Consider the following 14,788-nt stretch of genomic DNA (forward strand, 5'->3'; position numbering starts at 1 on the left):
CCCAGGTGGCGGGTTGGCATCACCAAGCACGGACCCCAGGAGGGCCGCCATGCCGGAAGGCACCGAAACCGAACCGCAGGTCACCGAGCCGACGCCCCCGGAGGGTGGCGAGCCGAAGACCTTCGACGCCGAGTACGTCGAGAAGCTCCGCAAGGAGAACGCGAGGTACCGCACCGAGGCCAAGGCGAACGCTGAGGCGGCGAAGCGCCTCGGCGAGATCGAAGAGGCCAACAAGACCACCGAGCAGAAGGCGGCCGAGAAGCTCGCTGCCGCGGAGAAGGCCGCAGCCGACGCCCAGGCCGCCGTCCTGCGACGTGACGTCGCCCTGGAGCACAAGCTCGGCAAGGACGACGCGGCGCTGCTCGACACGATCCTCGACGAAACCGCGATGCGCGCCCTGGCCGCGCGGCTGGGCGCGGACGGCAAGAAGAAGGGCAACTACGTGCCCCGTGAGGGCAACAAAACCAAGACTGCCGGGACCGGCGCGAGCGACGAGCGTGAGTTCGTGCGTGAGCTGTTCGGGTCGGGCGGCTGATCCGAGGGGAACCAACCACCATGGCCGTGTTCGGTAGCACCGACGCCAAGGTCCTCATGCCGCGGAGCATCGCCGACGGCATGGTGAAGGACACCAAGACCGGATCCACCGTCGCCGCCCTGTCCGGGCGTGAGCCGATGCGGTTCGGCGACACCGACATCATCACCTTCAACGACTTCCCGAAGGCGGAGTTCGTCACTGAGGGTGCGGAGAAGTCGTCGAGCAAGCACGGCTTCGGCTACGTGACCGCCACGCCGAAGAAGGCGCAGGTCACGATGCGGTTCAACGAGGAGGTTCAGTGGGCTGGCGAGGATTACCAGCTGGGCATCTTCAGCGAGCTGTCGGCGGCCGGCGCGGTGGCGCTGGCTCGGGCCCTGGACCTGGGTCTGTACTACCGGATCAACCCGCTGGCGGGTACCGCGATCTCGGGGTGGACGAACTACCTGAACGCCACCACGATGCGCGTGGAGGCCAGCAGCGACGACCCCGGTCCCGACGTAGATGTCGAGACGGCGGTCGGTCTGGTGATCGGCGCACAGAAGCCGGTGAACGGCATCGCGTTCGACCCGTCGTACGCGTGGCAGCTGGCCACGGCCCGCTACAGCGACGGCCGGAAGAAGTTTCCGGAGTTGGGCTTCGGCGTGAACATCACCAACTTCGGCGGTCTGCCGGCGTCGGTGTCCGACACCGTGTCGGGGCGCCCGGAGGCCACCGACACGAAGGTCCGGGCGGTCGTCGGTGACTTCCGCTCCGGCATCCGCTGGGGTGTGCAGCGGAACCTGCCGGTGGAGCTGATCCGTTTCGGTGACCCGGACGGGCAGGGCGACCTGAAGCGGCAGAACCAGATCGCGCTCCGGCTGGAGATCGTCTACGGCTGGTACGTGTTCGCGAACCGCTTCGCTGTCATCGAGGAGGGCTGACCGGGTGGCGCAGTCGACGAAGCAGGTGCGGGTGGTCGCTAAGGCCACCCCCACCCCGGGTCAGAGTTTCGAGCCGACGGCGTTTTTCGACGCCGACGGCAACCCCATCGACATCGCGGACCTGGCGGCGGCTGTCGCCGACCTGACCGCCCGCGTCGAGGCATTGGAGAGCTGATGCGGCTGCAACGCCTGCGCGGCAAGTCCGGCTCGGTGGTGAACGTCGACGACGTCACCGCGGAGCGGCTGCTCGCCGAGGGGTGGGAGCCGGCGCCGAAGCCGACCGCCGAAGCCGCGGCGGTCGACGGGTACGCCGGGATGAAGGTCGCCGAGCTGCGGGCCGAGATCGAGCGGCGCAACGAGGGCCGCGACGAGGAAGAACGGATCCCCGCCGAGGGGAAGAAGGCCGACCTGGTCGCCGCCCTCGAGGCGGACGACGCCGACAACGAGTGAGGGGGTGGGGCGACTCATGGCTGAGATCATCAAGGTGGCCGACCTGCCCGCGAACCTGCGGTCTGCGGAGCTGGTCGACGTGATGGTCGCTGGCGCCAACGCCAAGGCAGCCAGGGTCGCCCCATGTCTCATCGCCGAGGATCCGGAGCCGACCGAGGATCAGCTGGCCGAGGCGCGGCTGATCCTCATCGGCGCGGTGACGCGGTGGTCGGAGGCCGGCTCGGGCGCTGTGTCCAGCAGGACGGAGCAGGCCGGCCCATATGCCGCGACGACGACGATCGACACCCGGCCGCGGACGGGCTACAACCTGTGGCCGTCGGAGATCCAGCAGTTGCAGGAGTTGTGCCGGTCCGCGGGGAAGTCGGGGGCGTTCACGGTCGACACCGCCCCGGGTGGCGGGTCGCTGCATGTGCCGTGGTGCTCGCTCAACTTCGGCGCCGTGTACTGCTCGTGTGGTGTTGATCTGACCGGCGACCAGCCACTGTACGAGTGAGGAGGGGCCGTGGGGCTCAACACCGCAGGACTCAACGCCCTGCTCGACCAAGGCCGCGCAGCCACGATCTGGGTGGCGGTCGGCTCGGGCACGGGCGCGGGCAACCAGACCAGCAACGAGCGGATCCAGGCGACCTGGAATCCGGCGTCCGGGGCGGTGCTGACCGCGTCGGGGACGCCGTTCCAGTTCACCGGCGACCCGGAGGCCGCCGCAACGCACGTGCTGCTGTTCTCCGCGCAGACGTCCGGAACGTTCCTCGGCTTCGTGCCCCTCGCCGGCGACCAAGCTTTCAATGCCGCGGGCAGCTACGAGGCCACCAGCCTGACGATCACCGGCACCTCGCCGGCCTGACGGGGGGCTCGCCGTGGCCACGATTTTCGGCGGTGCGCCGGGGCCGTCCGCCACCTTTGATGACGGCACCACGATCGAGCTGGGGATGGTGTGGCGGTCCGCGGTTGACACGTCGTGGGTTGGCGTGTGGGTGTGGGGGCCGGACATACCACCCACCTCGGTGACCGTCTCTGGGTGGCAGGTGACCTCGGACATCAGCGGCACGCTGCTGGCCAGCAAGGCGGCTGCCGCGCCGCTCACGTCCGGCGCCTGGAACCTCGTCCAGTTCGACGAGCCGGTGCCGGTGGTGGTGGGTGAGCACTACTGCGCCCAGTACCGCTCCAACGGCCCGTACGCCGCCGAGCCGGGGCGTTTCACCGCCGCCGCGGTCACCAATGGTGACCTCACGGCGATCCGGCACGCGACTGAGCCGCCGGGTGATCCGCTGGCTAACGGCCGCTATTTGGAGGGTGTCGGGTTCGCCGCCGGCAACGGCGGCGGGGCGTGGTACGGCATCGACGTCGAGGTTGGCGGCGGCGCCCCGGAGCCCGCGCAGGGGTCCGCCGCACTGGGCCTTGACCTGGAGGTGGCCGCTGTCGGTGGCCGCCGGTCCGCCGGGACTGCCGGCGCGGCGCTCGCTCTGGCTGTCGCTGCGGTCGGGCGTGCGCCGGTCGTGGCTCCCGCTTCGGGGGCTGCGGACCTTGGGGTCGTGCTGTCGGTGCGGGCGACGGGTTGGGCGCCGGGCGACGGTCAGGACGGCCGCGGGGAGACGGTGACGATCGTGCGCTCCGCGCCGTCAGGCGTGGACCCCTACGGCGATCCGCTGCCGTCCACCGTGGAGCGCATCCCGATTGGGCGTTGCATCGTCGCGGACGGCGCCACGAGCTCGGCGGCCGGTCTGGAGCCGGCCACCTACGGCCGCGACCCGATTGTGACGGACTACCTGGTGCTGCCGCCGGCGGACGCGCCGGCGGTGCTGCACACCGACCAGGTTGAGATCCGCGGGCTGCTGTGCGACGTGGTGGGCCGGCCGTTCTTCTGGCGCAACGCCTTGACCGGGACGGCGTTCGGTAGCCAGTTCCGGGCGAACGCGGCGGAGGGGTGAGCCATGGCAGGACCGAAGGTGACACTCGACCACGGTGGCATCGCCGAGCTGCTCAGGTCTTCCGGCTTCGCTGGCGCAGTGAACGCGGTGGCGAAGCAGGTCGCGGCAGCGTCTGGTGGGGAGATGGAGTCGTACACCACCGACCGGGCTGCCGCGCTGGTGAAGGTGAAGGCTGACCGGCAGGCCCGGGATGGTGCGCTGACCCGTGCCGCCGCCGCAGTGGGGCTCGAAGTCAGGCAGAAGAAGTGAAGCCGCTGCTGGTGCCGCCGGACGCTGAGCGGGCGATCGTCGACTACCTGACCGCTCAACTGCTGGCGCGAGGCGATGACCGCGAGGTGGGCACGGAGCTGCCACGCGGCTGGACGACCGCGTCGCCGGATTTCGTGCAGGTCGCTGATGACGGCGGTCCCGTGTATCAGCGGATCCTCCACCGGAAGACGGTGCGGATCACGACCTGGTCGGGCCACAAGAGTCGCGGCAAGGCGCTGGCTGGCCTGTGCCTGGGGCTGGTGCTGATTCACCCGGGCGACGACCAGGTGGCCAGCGTGCCCGCCGACGGGGTGTCCGGCATTCTGCCGGCGCTGGATCCGGCGACGAAGGGCTGCCTGGCGTCGTTCACGGCCGCCGTGAACCTGCTCGCGCAGCCGCTCTGACCACCACCCCTCTCGCGGGTGGGCGAACCGCGCACACCAATCACCACTACCCGGAGAGGGAGGGATCGCCATGGCCGGCGACCCGAGCAACGCTGCAATCTGGGCCGACGCGGACGTGTACGTCGGCCCTCTCGACGCGCAGGACCCCGCCGACATCGACAGCCCGTTCCCCGCCGCGTGGGCCCTCGTGGGCCTGCTCGACGGCGGCGACGGCTTCGGTGAGACGCCGGAGTGGGGCGAGGACGCCGACCACTTCGCGTGGGGCGGCGGCCTGGTCGCCTCGACGAAGTCGAAGTTCAAGCTGACCCGGAAATTTTCCGTGCTGGAGGACAACCCGACCACCCGGAAGCTGATCTGGCCGGGCTCGGACTCCACGAAGATCGTCGTCCCGAAGCCGGAGCCCGTCAAGCTCGGTTTCGAGCTGCGGAAGTTCGGGCGGAAGAAGCGGCGCATCACGAAGAACTACGCGCTGGTGTCGGTCGACGGGGACATCACCGAGACCGAGACCGACCTGGCGAAGGTCAGCCTCGTGTCGACGATCTTCCCGGACGGCAACGGGGTGCTGTTCGTGCCGCAGGACACCCTCACGTTCGAGGACGAGGACGACGAGCCCGAGGACTGAGCCGTAGACGCCGGGCCGGGGAGTTCTGTGCGGTTCGCCCCGGCCCGGTCCATCGAACCGCACACCTGGAGGGAACCGCACATGAAGTTCCGCAAGAAGCCCGTGGAAATTGCAGCCGTGCAGTGGACCGGCGACAACACGAGCGAGGTCATCGGCTGGGTGCTGGCGACCGGCACCGGCTCGGCGCGCTGGCACGAGTTCGTCGCCGGCGTCGAGCCCGGCGAGGATGGCGACGGCTGCGATCCGATCCCCGAGCACATCGCCGTCGACACGCTCGAAGGCACGATGCGGGCCATCGTCGGCGACTGGATCATCCGGGGCGTCCAGGGCGAGCACTACCCGTGCAAGCCGGACATCTTCGAGGCGACGTACGAGCGGGTCACGCCGTGACCACCCTGCCCACCGAGGACGAGATCCGGGCCGTGGCCGCAGAGCTGGGCCTGGTCGATGAGCGCGGCGACTACCCCCGCGACAAGCGCACCCAGCTGGCGGCGGTCGCCATGAAGATGCGCAACCTGCCCGCCGACGAGCCGGACGAGCCGGAGCCACGGACCACCGCGCAGGCCCTGGACCGCTTCCACACCGAGATGGTTGCCGCGGGCTTCCACGGCCAGGACATCGCCGGCGCCATCTTCGCCACCGTGCTGCCGGCGCTCATCGCCCGAGACGGGCTGATCACCAGCAAGGAGACCGCACACCATGACCACGAGGAAGGTCCCGCAGGACCACCTGCCGAAGAAGAAGACCGCCGCCCAGCGTGAAGCCGAAGGCGAAACCACGGTCACCATCGAATGGGAGGGCCACGAGTTCGTCGTCCCCACCGACCCGGAGGACTGGCCGACCGGCGCGATGCGCGCCTTCGAGGACGGCAAGGCGTTCACCGCGATCCGCGCGCTCATCGGGGCGAAACGCTACGACCGGCTCGGCATCGACAGCTGGCCGAACCGCAAGACCACCGGCCTGTTCGAGAAGTTCGCCGAGGCCGCCGGCCTGGACGACGCGGGAAACTGAGAAGCCTCCTGCGCCTTCTGCGTGAGCATGAGGGCGCGGTGGAGGCCGACCTGTCCCGGCACCACCAGATCGACCTGTGTGATCGGTGGCGGTTCGACGAGCATGGCCGCCGCCGGCTGACGTTGCGGCAGATCTACGTGCGGCTGCGCGATGTCCCCGCGCATGAGTCGGCGGTCGCCGCGGTCGAGAACGGCGGCGCACCTCCGCCGTCGCGTACCGAGGTGCTGCTGATGCAGCTGATCGAGTCGTGGTCCGGCAAGGACCACCCGCTGCGCGACCAACTCCCGAAGCACGACCCGGAGGCTGATCCGGAGCGGCAGAAGGCGCGCGCCCAGGCCAAGCGCCGTGCCCGCGAGCGGCAGCGGCAGATCGAAGCAGGCGAGATCACATAGAATGAAGGGACCCCGGCGGGTGCTGGTAACACCCCCGGGGCATGGCCAACCTGGTGAGAGGTCGACATGGCAGATCGTACCTGCGTCGTTGACGGATGCGACAGCCCCCGGAGTCCGAAGGCCGGCAAGGGCATGTGCCTGCCGCACTATCGCGAGCACCGCGCCGCCGCCGCCCCACGATGCAGCATCGAGGGATGCGGAAAGCCGGCGCACTCGAAGGGCTGGTGCGGGGCGCACGCCCAGCGCGCGAGGACCCTCGGCGATCCACTTGCGCCGCTTCAGCGGCAGCCGAACGTCGGGCCGTGCTCGGTCGACGGCTGCGACCAGCCGATGCGGAAGCGCACTTGGTGTGCCAGCCACTACGCCCAATGGAAGCGGACGGGCGAAGAGCCTAAGCCGTTCCTCTACAAGTGGGGGCAGGCAACGCCTAGGCCGCCATCCCAAACGCCGCCGAAGAAGCGCGAACGCGCAACCTGCTCGGTGGAAGGGTGCGAAACGTCGGCGAAGGCGCAGAAGCTCTGCCTCAAGCACTACACGCGCATGCGCCGTCATGGTGACACGAGTCATGCCGAACGAACATGGCATGAGAACCAGCCCTGCGTCGTCTGCGGGGAGACAGCGAAGGCCATCAAGAGCCGCCGCTTCTGCTCTTCCCGCTGCGAACAGCTTTTCATCAGGCATGACGGCGAAGTGCCAAGCCTTGCGGTATGCGGCCAGTGCTCGGTCCCGATTCAGCTGGTCGTGGGGGAAGGCCGGCGGCGAAAGGCTTCGATCGGGCTGTGCGATAAGTGCAGGCCGTGGAACCGTAAGGCGTACGGGATTCCCTCCATTTCGGAGCTGGCCACGAGAGATGGCACCGACTGTTCCATCTGCGGAGCCGCTATAGACATGGAGCTCCGGCGTACGGACAGCCTCATGTGCCCGTCGGTTGACCATCGCATACCCCGGTCCCGGGGTGGAACAGATGAGCCGGAGAATCTGGCGCTTGCTCATCTCATATGCAATATCCGGAAGTCGAACCGGATATGACGTAAGCGCAATTGCGTACACCGAGAGGTGGTGACTCAAATTTCCTCTGTCGGTTACGCTACGTTGCAAATTATTCCTAGCATGAGGGGCGTCCAGGGCAAGCTCAACGAGCAGTTGGGCGGCCCGTCCGAGAAGGCCGGCAAGTCCGCGGGCGGCAAGATTTCTGGCGCGCTCGGCAAGGTCCTCAAGCGTGGCGTCCTCGCCGTCGGCGCCGCCGCCGGCGGGGCGCTGGCCACCAGCCTGTGGAAGGGCTGGGGCCGGCTCACCCAGATCGAGAACGCCCAGTCCAAGCTCCAAGGTCTCGGCCATGACGCGAAGTCCGTGAAGACCATCATGGACAACGCCCTGGCATCGGTGCGCGGAACAGCTTTCGGGCTCGGCGATGCTGCTGGTCTCGCGGCCACCCTGGTCGCCTCCGGCATCAAGCCTGGCACGCAGCTGGAATCCACGCTGAAGAGGGTCGCTGACTCGGCGAGCATTGCCGGCGTCGACCTCAAGGACATGGGCATGATCTGGTCCAAGGCCGCGGCCAAGGGCAAGATCGACGGCAACATCGTGAATATGATGTTGGAGCGGCAGATCCCCATTTATGACATTCTTGGCAAGAAATACAATAAAAATGCTGCGGAAATCGCCAAGATGGTGTCGAAGGGGAAGGTGTCCTTCAAGGACTTCTCCGACGCGATGAACGGCGACTTCGCGGGTGCCGCGTTGGCCTCCGGAAGCACGACGCAAGGCGCCTTCGATAACATGATGGCGGCGGCTGGCCGCTTCGGTGCTGCCCTGATGATTGGCGTCTTCCCGATCGCGAAGCTGGTGTTCGGGTCGGTGACCAGGTTCGCGGACTGGGCGACCGACGCGATCAAGCCGCTCGGTGAGGCTCTGGGCGGCTTCTTCCTCGGCAGCGAGGGGCCGATACAGCAGTTCATTTCTGGGTTCACGCTCGCGCGGGATGAGGCTAGCGCGATGGCCGGTGACCTTGACGGCCTGGTGAAGGTCGGCTCCCGGGTCAAGGATTTCGTGGTTGCCACCAAGCAGAACGTCATGGACTTCATCGCCGGCTTCACGCTGGGCCGGGATGAGGCACGTGATTTCGGATCCGAATTGGATGGCGTGGTCGCCATCGGGTCGAAGGTCCGCGACGCTTTCGACAGCAGCTGGGACCGCATTCAGGGCATTTTTGAGAAGTTGAAGACGGCGGCGACTGGTCTCGCCCCGGCGGTCGGGGGCATCGGCAAGTCGCTGGGCGAGGCGTCGGCCAAGATCGGCGTGAGCACGTGGCGGCTGCTGTTGACCACAGTCGACGCGCTGGCGAGTGTGCTGAACTCCGTGTTGGTGCCGGCGATCCAGGGCCTGGCTGGGTGGATGTCCGACCACGAGGGCACGGTGACCGTGCTAGTGGGGGCCTACACTGCGTACCGCCTCGCGTCCATCGGCGCGGCGGCGGTGGAGAAGACGAAGGCGACCTGGACGGCGATCAACACCGCCCGGACGAAGGCGCTTTCGACGGCCACGAAGGTGGCCACGGCCAGCCAGAAGGCATGGACGACGGCGGTGAACGCGGCGAAATACACGCAGATCGCCGGTTATCTGGCCGCGCTGAAGGTGAAGACGGTGGCGCTCGGCGCGGCGTCGAAGGCGGCGGCGGTGGGGCAGCGTGCCTTGAATGCGGCGGTCGCTGCGGGGAATTGGGTGGCGCAGGCGGCGAAGCTGGTCGCCTACAAGGCCGTTCAGCTCGCCATTTCGGCAGCTACGAAGGCGTGGGCGGCCGTGCAATGGGTGCTGAATGTCGCCCTCAATGCGAATCCGATCGGGCTGATTGTGCTCGCGATCGCGGCGCTGGTCGGCGCGGTGATTCTGGCCTACAAGAAATCGGACACGTTCCGCAAGATCGTTGACGCTGCTTTCCGGGCCGTTGGCGCGGCGGCGAAGTGGCTGTGGGAGAAGGCGATCAAGCCTGCCTTCCAGAAGATCGCGGATTTCGCGGCCTGGCTGTGGGGCAAGATCAAGCAGTCGCTTGAGGGCTGGAAGCTGATCTTCGACAAGGTCAAGGGCTGGCTTGGCTCGGCGAAGGACTGGATGGTCAATAAGTTCACGTCGCTGGTCGATTTCGTCAAGGGCCTGCCGGGCAAGATCAGCAAGGCGGCGTCGGGCATGTGGGACGGCATCAAGAATGCTTTCCGGTCGGCGCTGAACTGGCTGATCAGCAAGTGGAACGGGCTGTCGCTGAAGATCCCATCCATTGATACGCACATCCCTGGCATCGGCAAGATCGGGGGCTTCACGCTGCGGACCGCGCAGATCCCGAAGCTGGCCGAGGGTGGCATCGTGCCGGCGACGCCAGGAGGCCGAATCGTGCGGGTGGCCGAGGCGGGCAAGGCCGAGGCGATCGCGCCGCTGGACAAGCTGGAGCGGATGCTCGGCGGTCGTGGCGGCGGCCCGGACGTGCTGGAGCTGACGCTCGACCTGGGTGAGGGCATCCGCGAGGTGGTGCGCATCAACCTGCGGGAGAACAACCGGCAGATCAAGCGGCGGGCCGCCGCCCGCGGGGCACTGGCGGGAGCGCGCTGATGGCTGTCACTCTCACCTATGACCCGCGGCTGGCCCGGGTGCGCCTGTCCGCTGGCGGCGTGACCGGTGACACCGCGGTGGTGGAGCGGTCGACGGATCAGATCCGGTGGACGGCGGTGCGCGGCGGCGCCGCCGTTGCCGTCACCTCCGGCAGCGTCGCCGCAGATGACTACGAGTTCGCTCCCGGGGTGGCCAACTGGTATCGGGTGCGCGGTAACAACTCACAGTCCGCGCAGATCACGCCGGTCATCGGCGAGGTGTGGCTGAAGTCCATCGCCCGCCCGTTCCTGAACCGGACGGTGACCGTCTCCGACGTGTCTGACATTGCCCGCCCGGCACGCAGGGGCATCCACGACGTGAAGGGCCGCTCCCTTCCGGTTGCCGTGTCGGATGTGCGCGGCAGCCGACAGTGGACCATGAGCGTGGTCACCCTGACTGATGAGCAGCGGTGGAACCTCGAACTGCTGCTCGCCACAGGCGACACGCTGCTCGTGCAGGTCCCTGCGGGGAGCCGGGTGCCGGCCGGCTATGTGTCAGTTGGCGACACCAGCCAACAGATTCACGCCTTCGATGCGGTGTCGGAGGTGGCTCTGCCGCTGACGGAGGTGGCGGCGCCCGGGCCGGACGTGGTGGGGGCGACGGTCACATGGCAGACCGTGTTGGCTAGGTATGCGACGTGGGCGGATGTGCTCGCCGCGCACCCGACGTGGGTGGACCTCATGACCCTCATCGGTGACCCGTCTGAGGTGATCGTCCCGTGAGGCCGGTCAGCGACCGTTTCCTGCGCACGGTCCGCGGTTCACACACCGCGGTGTTCAGGGCCAAGATCTGCGCGACGTGGCAGACCGGGGTCGGCCCGGTGGGCGTGGAGATCCCCATCGTCGCCGGCGACGTGCAGATGGACGGTGCCGCCGCGATCCGCTCCACCCTGGATCTGACCACCGATGGGCGGGCGATGTGGCCAGAGCGGGCTGATGGGCTGCTCGCCCCGTACGGCAACGAGCTCCACATCGCCCGCGGGATCAGTTTCGGCAACGGAACCACCGAGTGGGTCAGCCTCGGGTACCACCGGATCCAGGCGGCAGAGCAGGAGAATGCGCCGGACGGGCCGATCCGCCTCTCAGCCCGAGACCGCATGGCCGGCATCGTCGACGCGCGGCTGCTGGCCCCGATCCAGTTCGCCGCTACCGACACCTTCGGGGCTGTGACCGAGGCTCTCGTGCGGGAGGTGTGCCCGGAAGCGACGATCGAGTGGGACGACCCTGCGGCCCGGGATCGGCAGATCGGGCGGTCCGTGATCGCCGAGGAGGAGCGGTACGACGTCCTCAAGGAGCTGTGGGACTCAGTGGGCAAGACCGGTCACTGGGACCACCGGGGTGTGTTGGTGATCCGCACCCCACCGGACCCGGCCGCCCCGGTGTGGGAGGTCAACGCCGGCGAGGGCGGGGTGCTGGTTGCCATGGCGCGGGAGCTGAGCCGTGACAGCGTCTACAACGGGGTCGCGGCCTACGGGGAGGCGGCCGACACCGAGACCCCACCGCGGGCTGTGGCCGTGGACGACGATTCTCGGTCGCCGACGTGGTGGTATGGCCGGTTCGGCAAGGTGCCTCGCTACTACAGCTCACCGTTCATCACCACGGTGGCGCAGGCTCGGTCCGCCGCCGTGTCGATGCTGCGTCAACAGCTCGGCCTGCCCTACACCGTTGATTTCGCCGCGGTCCCGAACCCGGCGCTGGAGCCCGGCGATCCGGTCCGGATCACCTACTCCAGCCGGCGCGCCCCGGAAACGCACGTGCTCGAGTCGCTGACCATCCCGCTGACTGTGGAGGAGCCGGTGACCGCGAAGACCCGCGAGCAGGCCCGCATCCTGATCGGAATGCTCTAATGCCCACCGCAGACGACCTGGCTGCCCTACTTGGCCCGGGACAGGCTCCGGGCCCGGGGGTGCGGTTCCGGCAGGGTGTCGTCGTGGAGTGGGATCCGCTCACGGCTCGCAACATGATCATGGTGCGCGGCGCGACTCTGACCGACGTCCCGATCCTCAACACCAACGAGGCGGTCAGCCTCACTCCCGGCGCCGTCGTGGGACTGCTGGCCAGCGGTCGAAACTGGTTCATCCTCGGCCGGGTGACCGTGCCAGGCACCCCGGCGGCGGCCAGTGCGCTGGCGCTCGGCCGCACCGAGGGGCGGGTGGTGCACAACAGTGAGAGCACGAACAGCACCGCCTACGCGGACCTGGCGACAGTCGGCCCCACCATGACGGTGCAGATCGGGCCGAGCGGCCGGGCGCTGGTCATGATCGGCGCGATGGTGATGTGGGGCGACGGCGGCGGTTTCACCGAGTTGGAGGCGTACGTGAGCTACGCCTACTCGGGCGCATCCGCCCGCGGCGCGGGCGACGGTGCCTCGTTCAGCCCCACCGTGTCAGCGTCGATCAACGTCCAGCAAGGTTCCTTTGTGGACTTCATCGGTGGTCTGCCGGCCGGTGACTACACCTTCACCGCGAAATACCGGGTCAGCAACGGATCTGCCTTCTTCAATCACCGCGTCCTCGTCGTGTTGCCGTTCTAGAACCCAGTGAGGGAGTTCTGTCATGCCCACCACCCCGGTCTACGGGTTGCCCTACCAGGGCACGAACGACCCGCCGGACGGACCGATCCTCGGCCAGGCCCTGGCCCTGGCGGTCGAGGCCGAGGTGCAGCGCCTCGACGCCGCGGTCCGCCACTACGAGGGCGCAGCCTCTGCGGACCTGCCGCTGACGCCCACGCTGACCGACGTGCCCGGCGCGTCCGTCACCGTCACCGCGCAGGCCGCCGGCGCCCGCTACATCGCGCTCGCGACCTTCAGGTTCGACCGGTCCACGGCCAACAGCTCGGCGCACGGCATCGGCCGCCTGAACGTCGCCGGCGTCGACCTGCCCCCTCAGGTGCCCGTGCGGCTGAACTCGGCAGTCCTCGCCACCGTTACCTGTGCCCGCGCCTTCTCTGGCACCCTCGCCTCCGCCGGCAACCACACCTTCAAGCTGCGCGGATCGTGCGTCACGGCCGGCGTGTGGTCAGCCACCCTCGCCGACACCAACCTCGTCGTCCTCGTCATCGGCTAGCGGGAGCGCTCATGACACTGGCACTGCGGGAGTTCATCCCGACCCACAACGTCCTGCCCGTCCTGCCCGCCGTTGACCCAGGGGAGTCGGCGTGATGGTCATCATCTCCCGCGCCCAGTGGGGCGCCCGCCCGCCACGCAGCACCGAAACGGTGCCCTGGCCGAAGCGGCAACGCGTCGATGTCCACTACAGCGCCGGGCCGGCCACCCAGACGCCACGGGTCATCCAGGACTTCCACATGGACACCAGGAAGTGGGCCGACATCGGCTACAACTTCTTGGTCAACACCAAGGGCGAAATCTTCGAGGGCCGCGGCTGGACGAACCTCGGAGCGCACATCGCCGGCCACAACACCGCCGGCATCGGGGTGTGCTTCATCGGCCGCGACGCGGACGTGACCGAGGCGGCGAAGAAGGCGATCCGCTGGCTGGCCGACGAGGCGGACCGGCTGGCCGGCCGGCACCTCACCCGCGACGGTCACCGGGACCTGGCCTCCACCGAGTGCCCGGGGAACACGCTGCACCGGTGGGTGCACGCGGGGCTGCCCGTCGACGGGCAGGCACTGCCCGAACCATCGACCGCTACCAGAGGGGTGAGCGACTTGTTCTGCAAGAAGGGCGACAAGGGCGTGAACGTCGAGTGGCTCCAGTGGATGCTCAGGTCTGCCGGCTACGACCCGGGTGACGTGGACAGCGACTACGGCCCGAAGACCGCGGCGGCGCTGCTCGCGCTGCGCCGCAGTGTCGGCACCACGGCCACGTCGGGTGACACGCTGTCCCCGGCGGCGTTGGAGCACCTGTTCCGGGTGCATGCGCAGCGGCAGGCCAGCAGGGGCCCGAAGGGGGACCCGGGCCCGAAGGGCGACAAGGGCGCCCCGGGGGACGTCACCGCGACCGTCGCCCAGGTGGTCGACGAGCTGATCCGGCGTCTGGCCGGCGTCACGTCGTGACCGTGCACGACCCGCTCGGGCCGGTGCAGATCACACCGCGGGACATCTACGACCAAATGGTCGCCGTGCGCGACCAAATGGTCGCCGTGCGCTCCGCCGTCGAGCGGCTCGCGGACCGGGCGGAGTCCACCAGCCGTGACCTGACTGACCACGAGCAGCGGTTGCGGCTAGTGGAGGACGTGCGGCCGGGCCCCCGGATTCGGGACCTGGAGGAGCGGATGCGGTCGGTCGAGGCCCGGTTGTGGCCGCTGCCAACTGTGTCGGTGCTGCTGGCGCTGGCGGCGCTGGCCCTGTCGATCATCACGAGGCTTTGAGGAGGGGGAGCATGTCTGATCACCTGGTATCGCTCATCAGGACGTGGACGCCGATCGCGGTTGGGTCCGCGTTGGCCTGGCTGGCGTCGACGCTCGGCGTCGTGCTCGATGACGGCACGTCGACGGCGCTCACTGCCGGCGCGGTCGGCCTGGCCGCAGCCGCCTACTACGCGCTGGCCCGCGCGCTGGAGTCGCGCTGGCCGGTCCTGGGCGTCCTGCTCGGCACCCGCCGGGAGCCGACGTACGGGCAGCCCGACGAGCAGTAGACTGCGGGTTCCTAGGCGCAGCGGACACCCACGTCCAACGCAACG

At 68.8% G+C, this 14,788-nt stretch carries 23 protein-coding genes; all 23 read left to right on the plus strand.

Features of this window, described 5'->3' with window-relative positions:
• Positions 1-49: 49 nt before the first annotated feature.
• The 23 genes from KJS59_RS11835 (at position 50) to KJS59_RS11945 (ending at position 14,743) form a co-directional block, all read left to right on the plus strand.
• Positions 50-535: a hypothetical protein gene (locus KJS59_RS11835; protein ID WP_213452883.1), complete on the plus strand. Its 486-nt coding sequence runs from the start codon at positions 50-52 to the stop codon at positions 533-535.
• Positions 536-555: 20 nt separating this feature from the next.
• Positions 556-1,455 carry a phage major capsid protein gene (locus KJS59_RS11840; protein WP_213452884.1) on the plus strand — a complete coding sequence of 300 codons (900 nt, stop codon included), beginning with the start codon at positions 556-558 and terminating at the stop codon, positions 1,453-1,455.
• Between the two features lie 4 nt (positions 1,456-1,459).
• The gene (locus tag KJS59_RS11845; protein WP_213452885.1) at positions 1,460-1,630 is read left to right on the plus strand and encodes a hypothetical protein; all 171 of its coding nucleotides are present in this window, start codon (positions 1,460-1,462) and stop codon (positions 1,628-1,630) included.
• Positions 1,630-1,905: an SAP domain-containing protein gene (locus KJS59_RS11850; protein WP_213452886.1), complete on the plus strand. Its 276-nt coding sequence runs from the start codon at positions 1,630-1,632 to the stop codon at positions 1,903-1,905. The genes KJS59_RS11845 and KJS59_RS11850 overlap by 1 nt, the downstream gene beginning before the upstream one ends.
• 16 nt (positions 1,906-1,921) lie before the next feature.
• Positions 1,922-2,398, plus strand: a complete 477-nt coding sequence (locus KJS59_RS11855) for a hypothetical protein (protein ID WP_213452887.1) — start codon at positions 1,922-1,924, stop codon at positions 2,396-2,398.
• 9 nt (positions 2,399-2,407) lie between these two features.
• A complete protein-coding gene (locus KJS59_RS11860; protein WP_213452888.1) occupies positions 2,408-2,749 on the plus strand; it encodes a hypothetical protein in 342 nt (113 codons plus the stop codon).
• 13 nt (positions 2,750-2,762) lie between these two features.
• The gene (locus tag KJS59_RS11865; RefSeq protein WP_213452889.1) at positions 2,763-3,833 is read left to right on the plus strand and encodes a DUF4082 domain-containing protein; all 1,071 of its coding nucleotides are present in this window, start codon (positions 2,763-2,765) and stop codon (positions 3,831-3,833) included.
• Between the two features lie 18 nt (positions 3,834-3,851).
• A complete protein-coding gene (locus KJS59_RS11870; RefSeq protein WP_213452890.1) occupies positions 3,852-4,082 on the plus strand; it encodes a hypothetical protein in 231 nt (76 codons plus the stop codon).
• Positions 4,079-4,486 (plus strand): hypothetical protein, encoded by a 408-nt coding sequence (locus tag KJS59_RS11875; protein ID WP_213452891.1) that lies wholly within the window; start codon positions 4,079-4,081, stop codon positions 4,484-4,486. The genes KJS59_RS11870 and KJS59_RS11875 overlap by 4 nt, the downstream gene beginning before the upstream one ends.
• A 70-nt stretch (positions 4,487-4,556) precedes the next feature.
• Positions 4,557-5,108 carry a hypothetical protein gene (locus tag KJS59_RS11880; protein WP_213452892.1) on the plus strand — a complete coding sequence of 184 codons (552 nt, stop codon included), beginning with the start codon at positions 4,557-4,559 and terminating at the stop codon, positions 5,106-5,108.
• Between the two features lie 81 nt (positions 5,109-5,189).
• A complete protein-coding gene (locus tag KJS59_RS11885) occupies positions 5,190-5,498 on the plus strand; it encodes a hypothetical protein (protein WP_213452893.1) in 309 nt (102 codons plus the stop codon).
• Positions 5,495-5,869 (plus strand): hypothetical protein, encoded by a 375-nt coding sequence (locus KJS59_RS11890; RefSeq protein ID WP_213452894.1) that lies wholly within the window; start codon positions 5,495-5,497, stop codon positions 5,867-5,869. The genes KJS59_RS11885 and KJS59_RS11890 overlap by 4 nt, the downstream gene beginning before the upstream one ends.
• Positions 5,808-6,119 carry a hypothetical protein gene (locus KJS59_RS11895; protein WP_213452895.1) on the plus strand — a complete coding sequence of 104 codons (312 nt, stop codon included), beginning with the start codon at positions 5,808-5,810 and terminating at the stop codon, positions 6,117-6,119. Before KJS59_RS11890 ends, KJS59_RS11895 begins: the two co-directional genes overlap by 62 nt.
• 38 nt (positions 6,120-6,157) lie before the next feature.
• Complete coding sequence (locus tag KJS59_RS11900) at positions 6,158-6,511, plus strand: hypothetical protein (RefSeq protein ID WP_213452896.1); 354 nt, start codon at positions 6,158-6,160, stop codon at positions 6,509-6,511.
• Positions 6,512-7,051: 540 nt separating this feature from the next.
• Positions 7,052-7,540, plus strand: coding sequence for an HNH endonuclease (locus tag KJS59_RS32195; RefSeq protein WP_376771156.1), 489 nt, complete (start codon positions 7,052-7,054; stop codon positions 7,538-7,540).
• Between the two features lie 81 nt (positions 7,541-7,621).
• Positions 7,622-10,111 (plus strand): tape measure protein, encoded by a 2,490-nt coding sequence (locus tag KJS59_RS11910; protein WP_213452898.1) that lies wholly within the window; start codon positions 7,622-7,624, stop codon positions 10,109-10,111.
• Positions 10,111-10,872: a hypothetical protein gene (locus KJS59_RS11915; RefSeq protein ID WP_213452899.1), complete on the plus strand. Its 762-nt coding sequence runs from the start codon at positions 10,111-10,113 to the stop codon at positions 10,870-10,872. The genes KJS59_RS11910 and KJS59_RS11915 overlap by 1 nt, the downstream gene beginning before the upstream one ends.
• Entirely contained in the window at positions 10,869-11,996 is a 1,128-nt protein-coding gene (locus tag KJS59_RS11920; protein WP_213452900.1) for a DUF5047 domain-containing protein, read from the plus strand. Before KJS59_RS11915 ends, KJS59_RS11920 begins: the two co-directional genes overlap by 4 nt.
• Before the next feature lie 83 nt (positions 11,997-12,079).
• Entirely contained in the window at positions 12,080-12,682 is a 603-nt protein-coding gene (locus KJS59_RS11925) for a hypothetical protein (protein ID WP_213452901.1), read from the plus strand.
• 22 nt (positions 12,683-12,704) lie between these two features.
• Positions 12,705-13,214, plus strand: a complete 510-nt coding sequence (locus tag KJS59_RS11930; RefSeq protein WP_213452902.1) for a hypothetical protein — start codon at positions 12,705-12,707, stop codon at positions 13,212-13,214.
• A gap of 94 nt (positions 13,215-13,308) precedes the next feature.
• The gene (locus tag KJS59_RS11935) at positions 13,309-14,163 is read left to right on the plus strand and encodes a peptidoglycan recognition protein family protein (RefSeq protein WP_249714059.1); all 855 of its coding nucleotides are present in this window, start codon (positions 13,309-13,311) and stop codon (positions 14,161-14,163) included.
• Positions 14,160-14,477 (plus strand): hypothetical protein, encoded by a 318-nt coding sequence (locus KJS59_RS11940; RefSeq protein ID WP_213452904.1) that lies wholly within the window; start codon positions 14,160-14,162, stop codon positions 14,475-14,477. The genes KJS59_RS11935 and KJS59_RS11940 overlap by 4 nt, the downstream gene beginning before the upstream one ends.
• Positions 14,478-14,488: 11 nt before the next feature.
• On the plus strand, positions 14,489-14,743 hold the full coding sequence (locus KJS59_RS11945) for a hypothetical protein (RefSeq protein WP_213452905.1): 255 nt from the start codon (positions 14,489-14,491) through the stop codon (positions 14,741-14,743).
• Positions 14,744-14,788: the final 45 nt, after the last annotated feature.

This window comes from Rhizomonospora bruguierae, from assembly GCF_018397995.1.
GTDB classification, from domain to species: Bacteria; Actinomycetota; Actinomycetes; order Mycobacteriales; family Micromonosporaceae; genus Rhizomonospora; species Rhizomonospora bruguierae.

Excerpts from the sequence above, each read along its gene's own strand:
- KJS59_RS32195 (WP_376771156.1), top strand. The coding sequence starts at position 7,052 with ATGCGCCGTCATGGTGACACGAGTCATGCCGAACGAACATGGCATGAG.
- KJS59_RS11855 (WP_213452887.1), top strand. The coding sequence starts at position 1,922 with ATGGCTGAGATCATCAAGGTGGCCGACCTGCCCGCGAACCTGCGGTCT.
- KJS59_RS11910 (WP_213452898.1), top strand. The coding sequence starts at position 7,622 with ATGAGGGGCGTCCAGGGCAAGCTCAACGAGCAGTTGGGCGGCCCGTCC.
- KJS59_RS11895 (WP_213452895.1), top strand. The coding sequence starts at position 5,808 with ATGACCACGAGGAAGGTCCCGCAGGACCACCTGCCGAAGAAGAAGACC.
- KJS59_RS11850 (WP_213452886.1), top strand. The coding sequence starts at position 1,630 with ATGCGGCTGCAACGCCTGCGCGGCAAGTCCGGCTCGGTGGTGAACGTC.
- KJS59_RS11885 (WP_213452893.1), top strand. The coding sequence starts at position 5,190 with ATGAAGTTCCGCAAGAAGCCCGTGGAAATTGCAGCCGTGCAGTGGACC.
- KJS59_RS11880 (WP_213452892.1), top strand. The coding sequence starts at position 4,557 with ATGGCCGGCGACCCGAGCAACGCTGCAATCTGGGCCGACGCGGACGTG.
- KJS59_RS11915 (WP_213452899.1), top strand. The coding sequence starts at position 10,111 with ATGGCTGTCACTCTCACCTATGACCCGCGGCTGGCCCGGGTGCGCCTG.
- KJS59_RS11930 (WP_213452902.1), top strand. The coding sequence starts at position 12,705 with ATGCCCACCACCCCGGTCTACGGGTTGCCCTACCAGGGCACGAACGAC.
- KJS59_RS11945 (WP_213452905.1), top strand. The coding sequence starts at position 14,489 with ATGTCTGATCACCTGGTATCGCTCATCAGGACGTGGACGCCGATCGCG.
- KJS59_RS11835 (WP_213452883.1), top strand. The coding sequence starts at position 50 with ATGCCGGAAGGCACCGAAACCGAACCGCAGGTCACCGAGCCGACGCCC.
- KJS59_RS11840 (WP_213452884.1), top strand. The coding sequence starts at position 556 with ATGGCCGTGTTCGGTAGCACCGACGCCAAGGTCCTCATGCCGCGGAGC.
- KJS59_RS11935 (WP_249714059.1), top strand. The coding sequence starts at position 13,309 with ATGGTCATCATCTCCCGCGCCCAGTGGGGCGCCCGCCCGCCACGCAGC.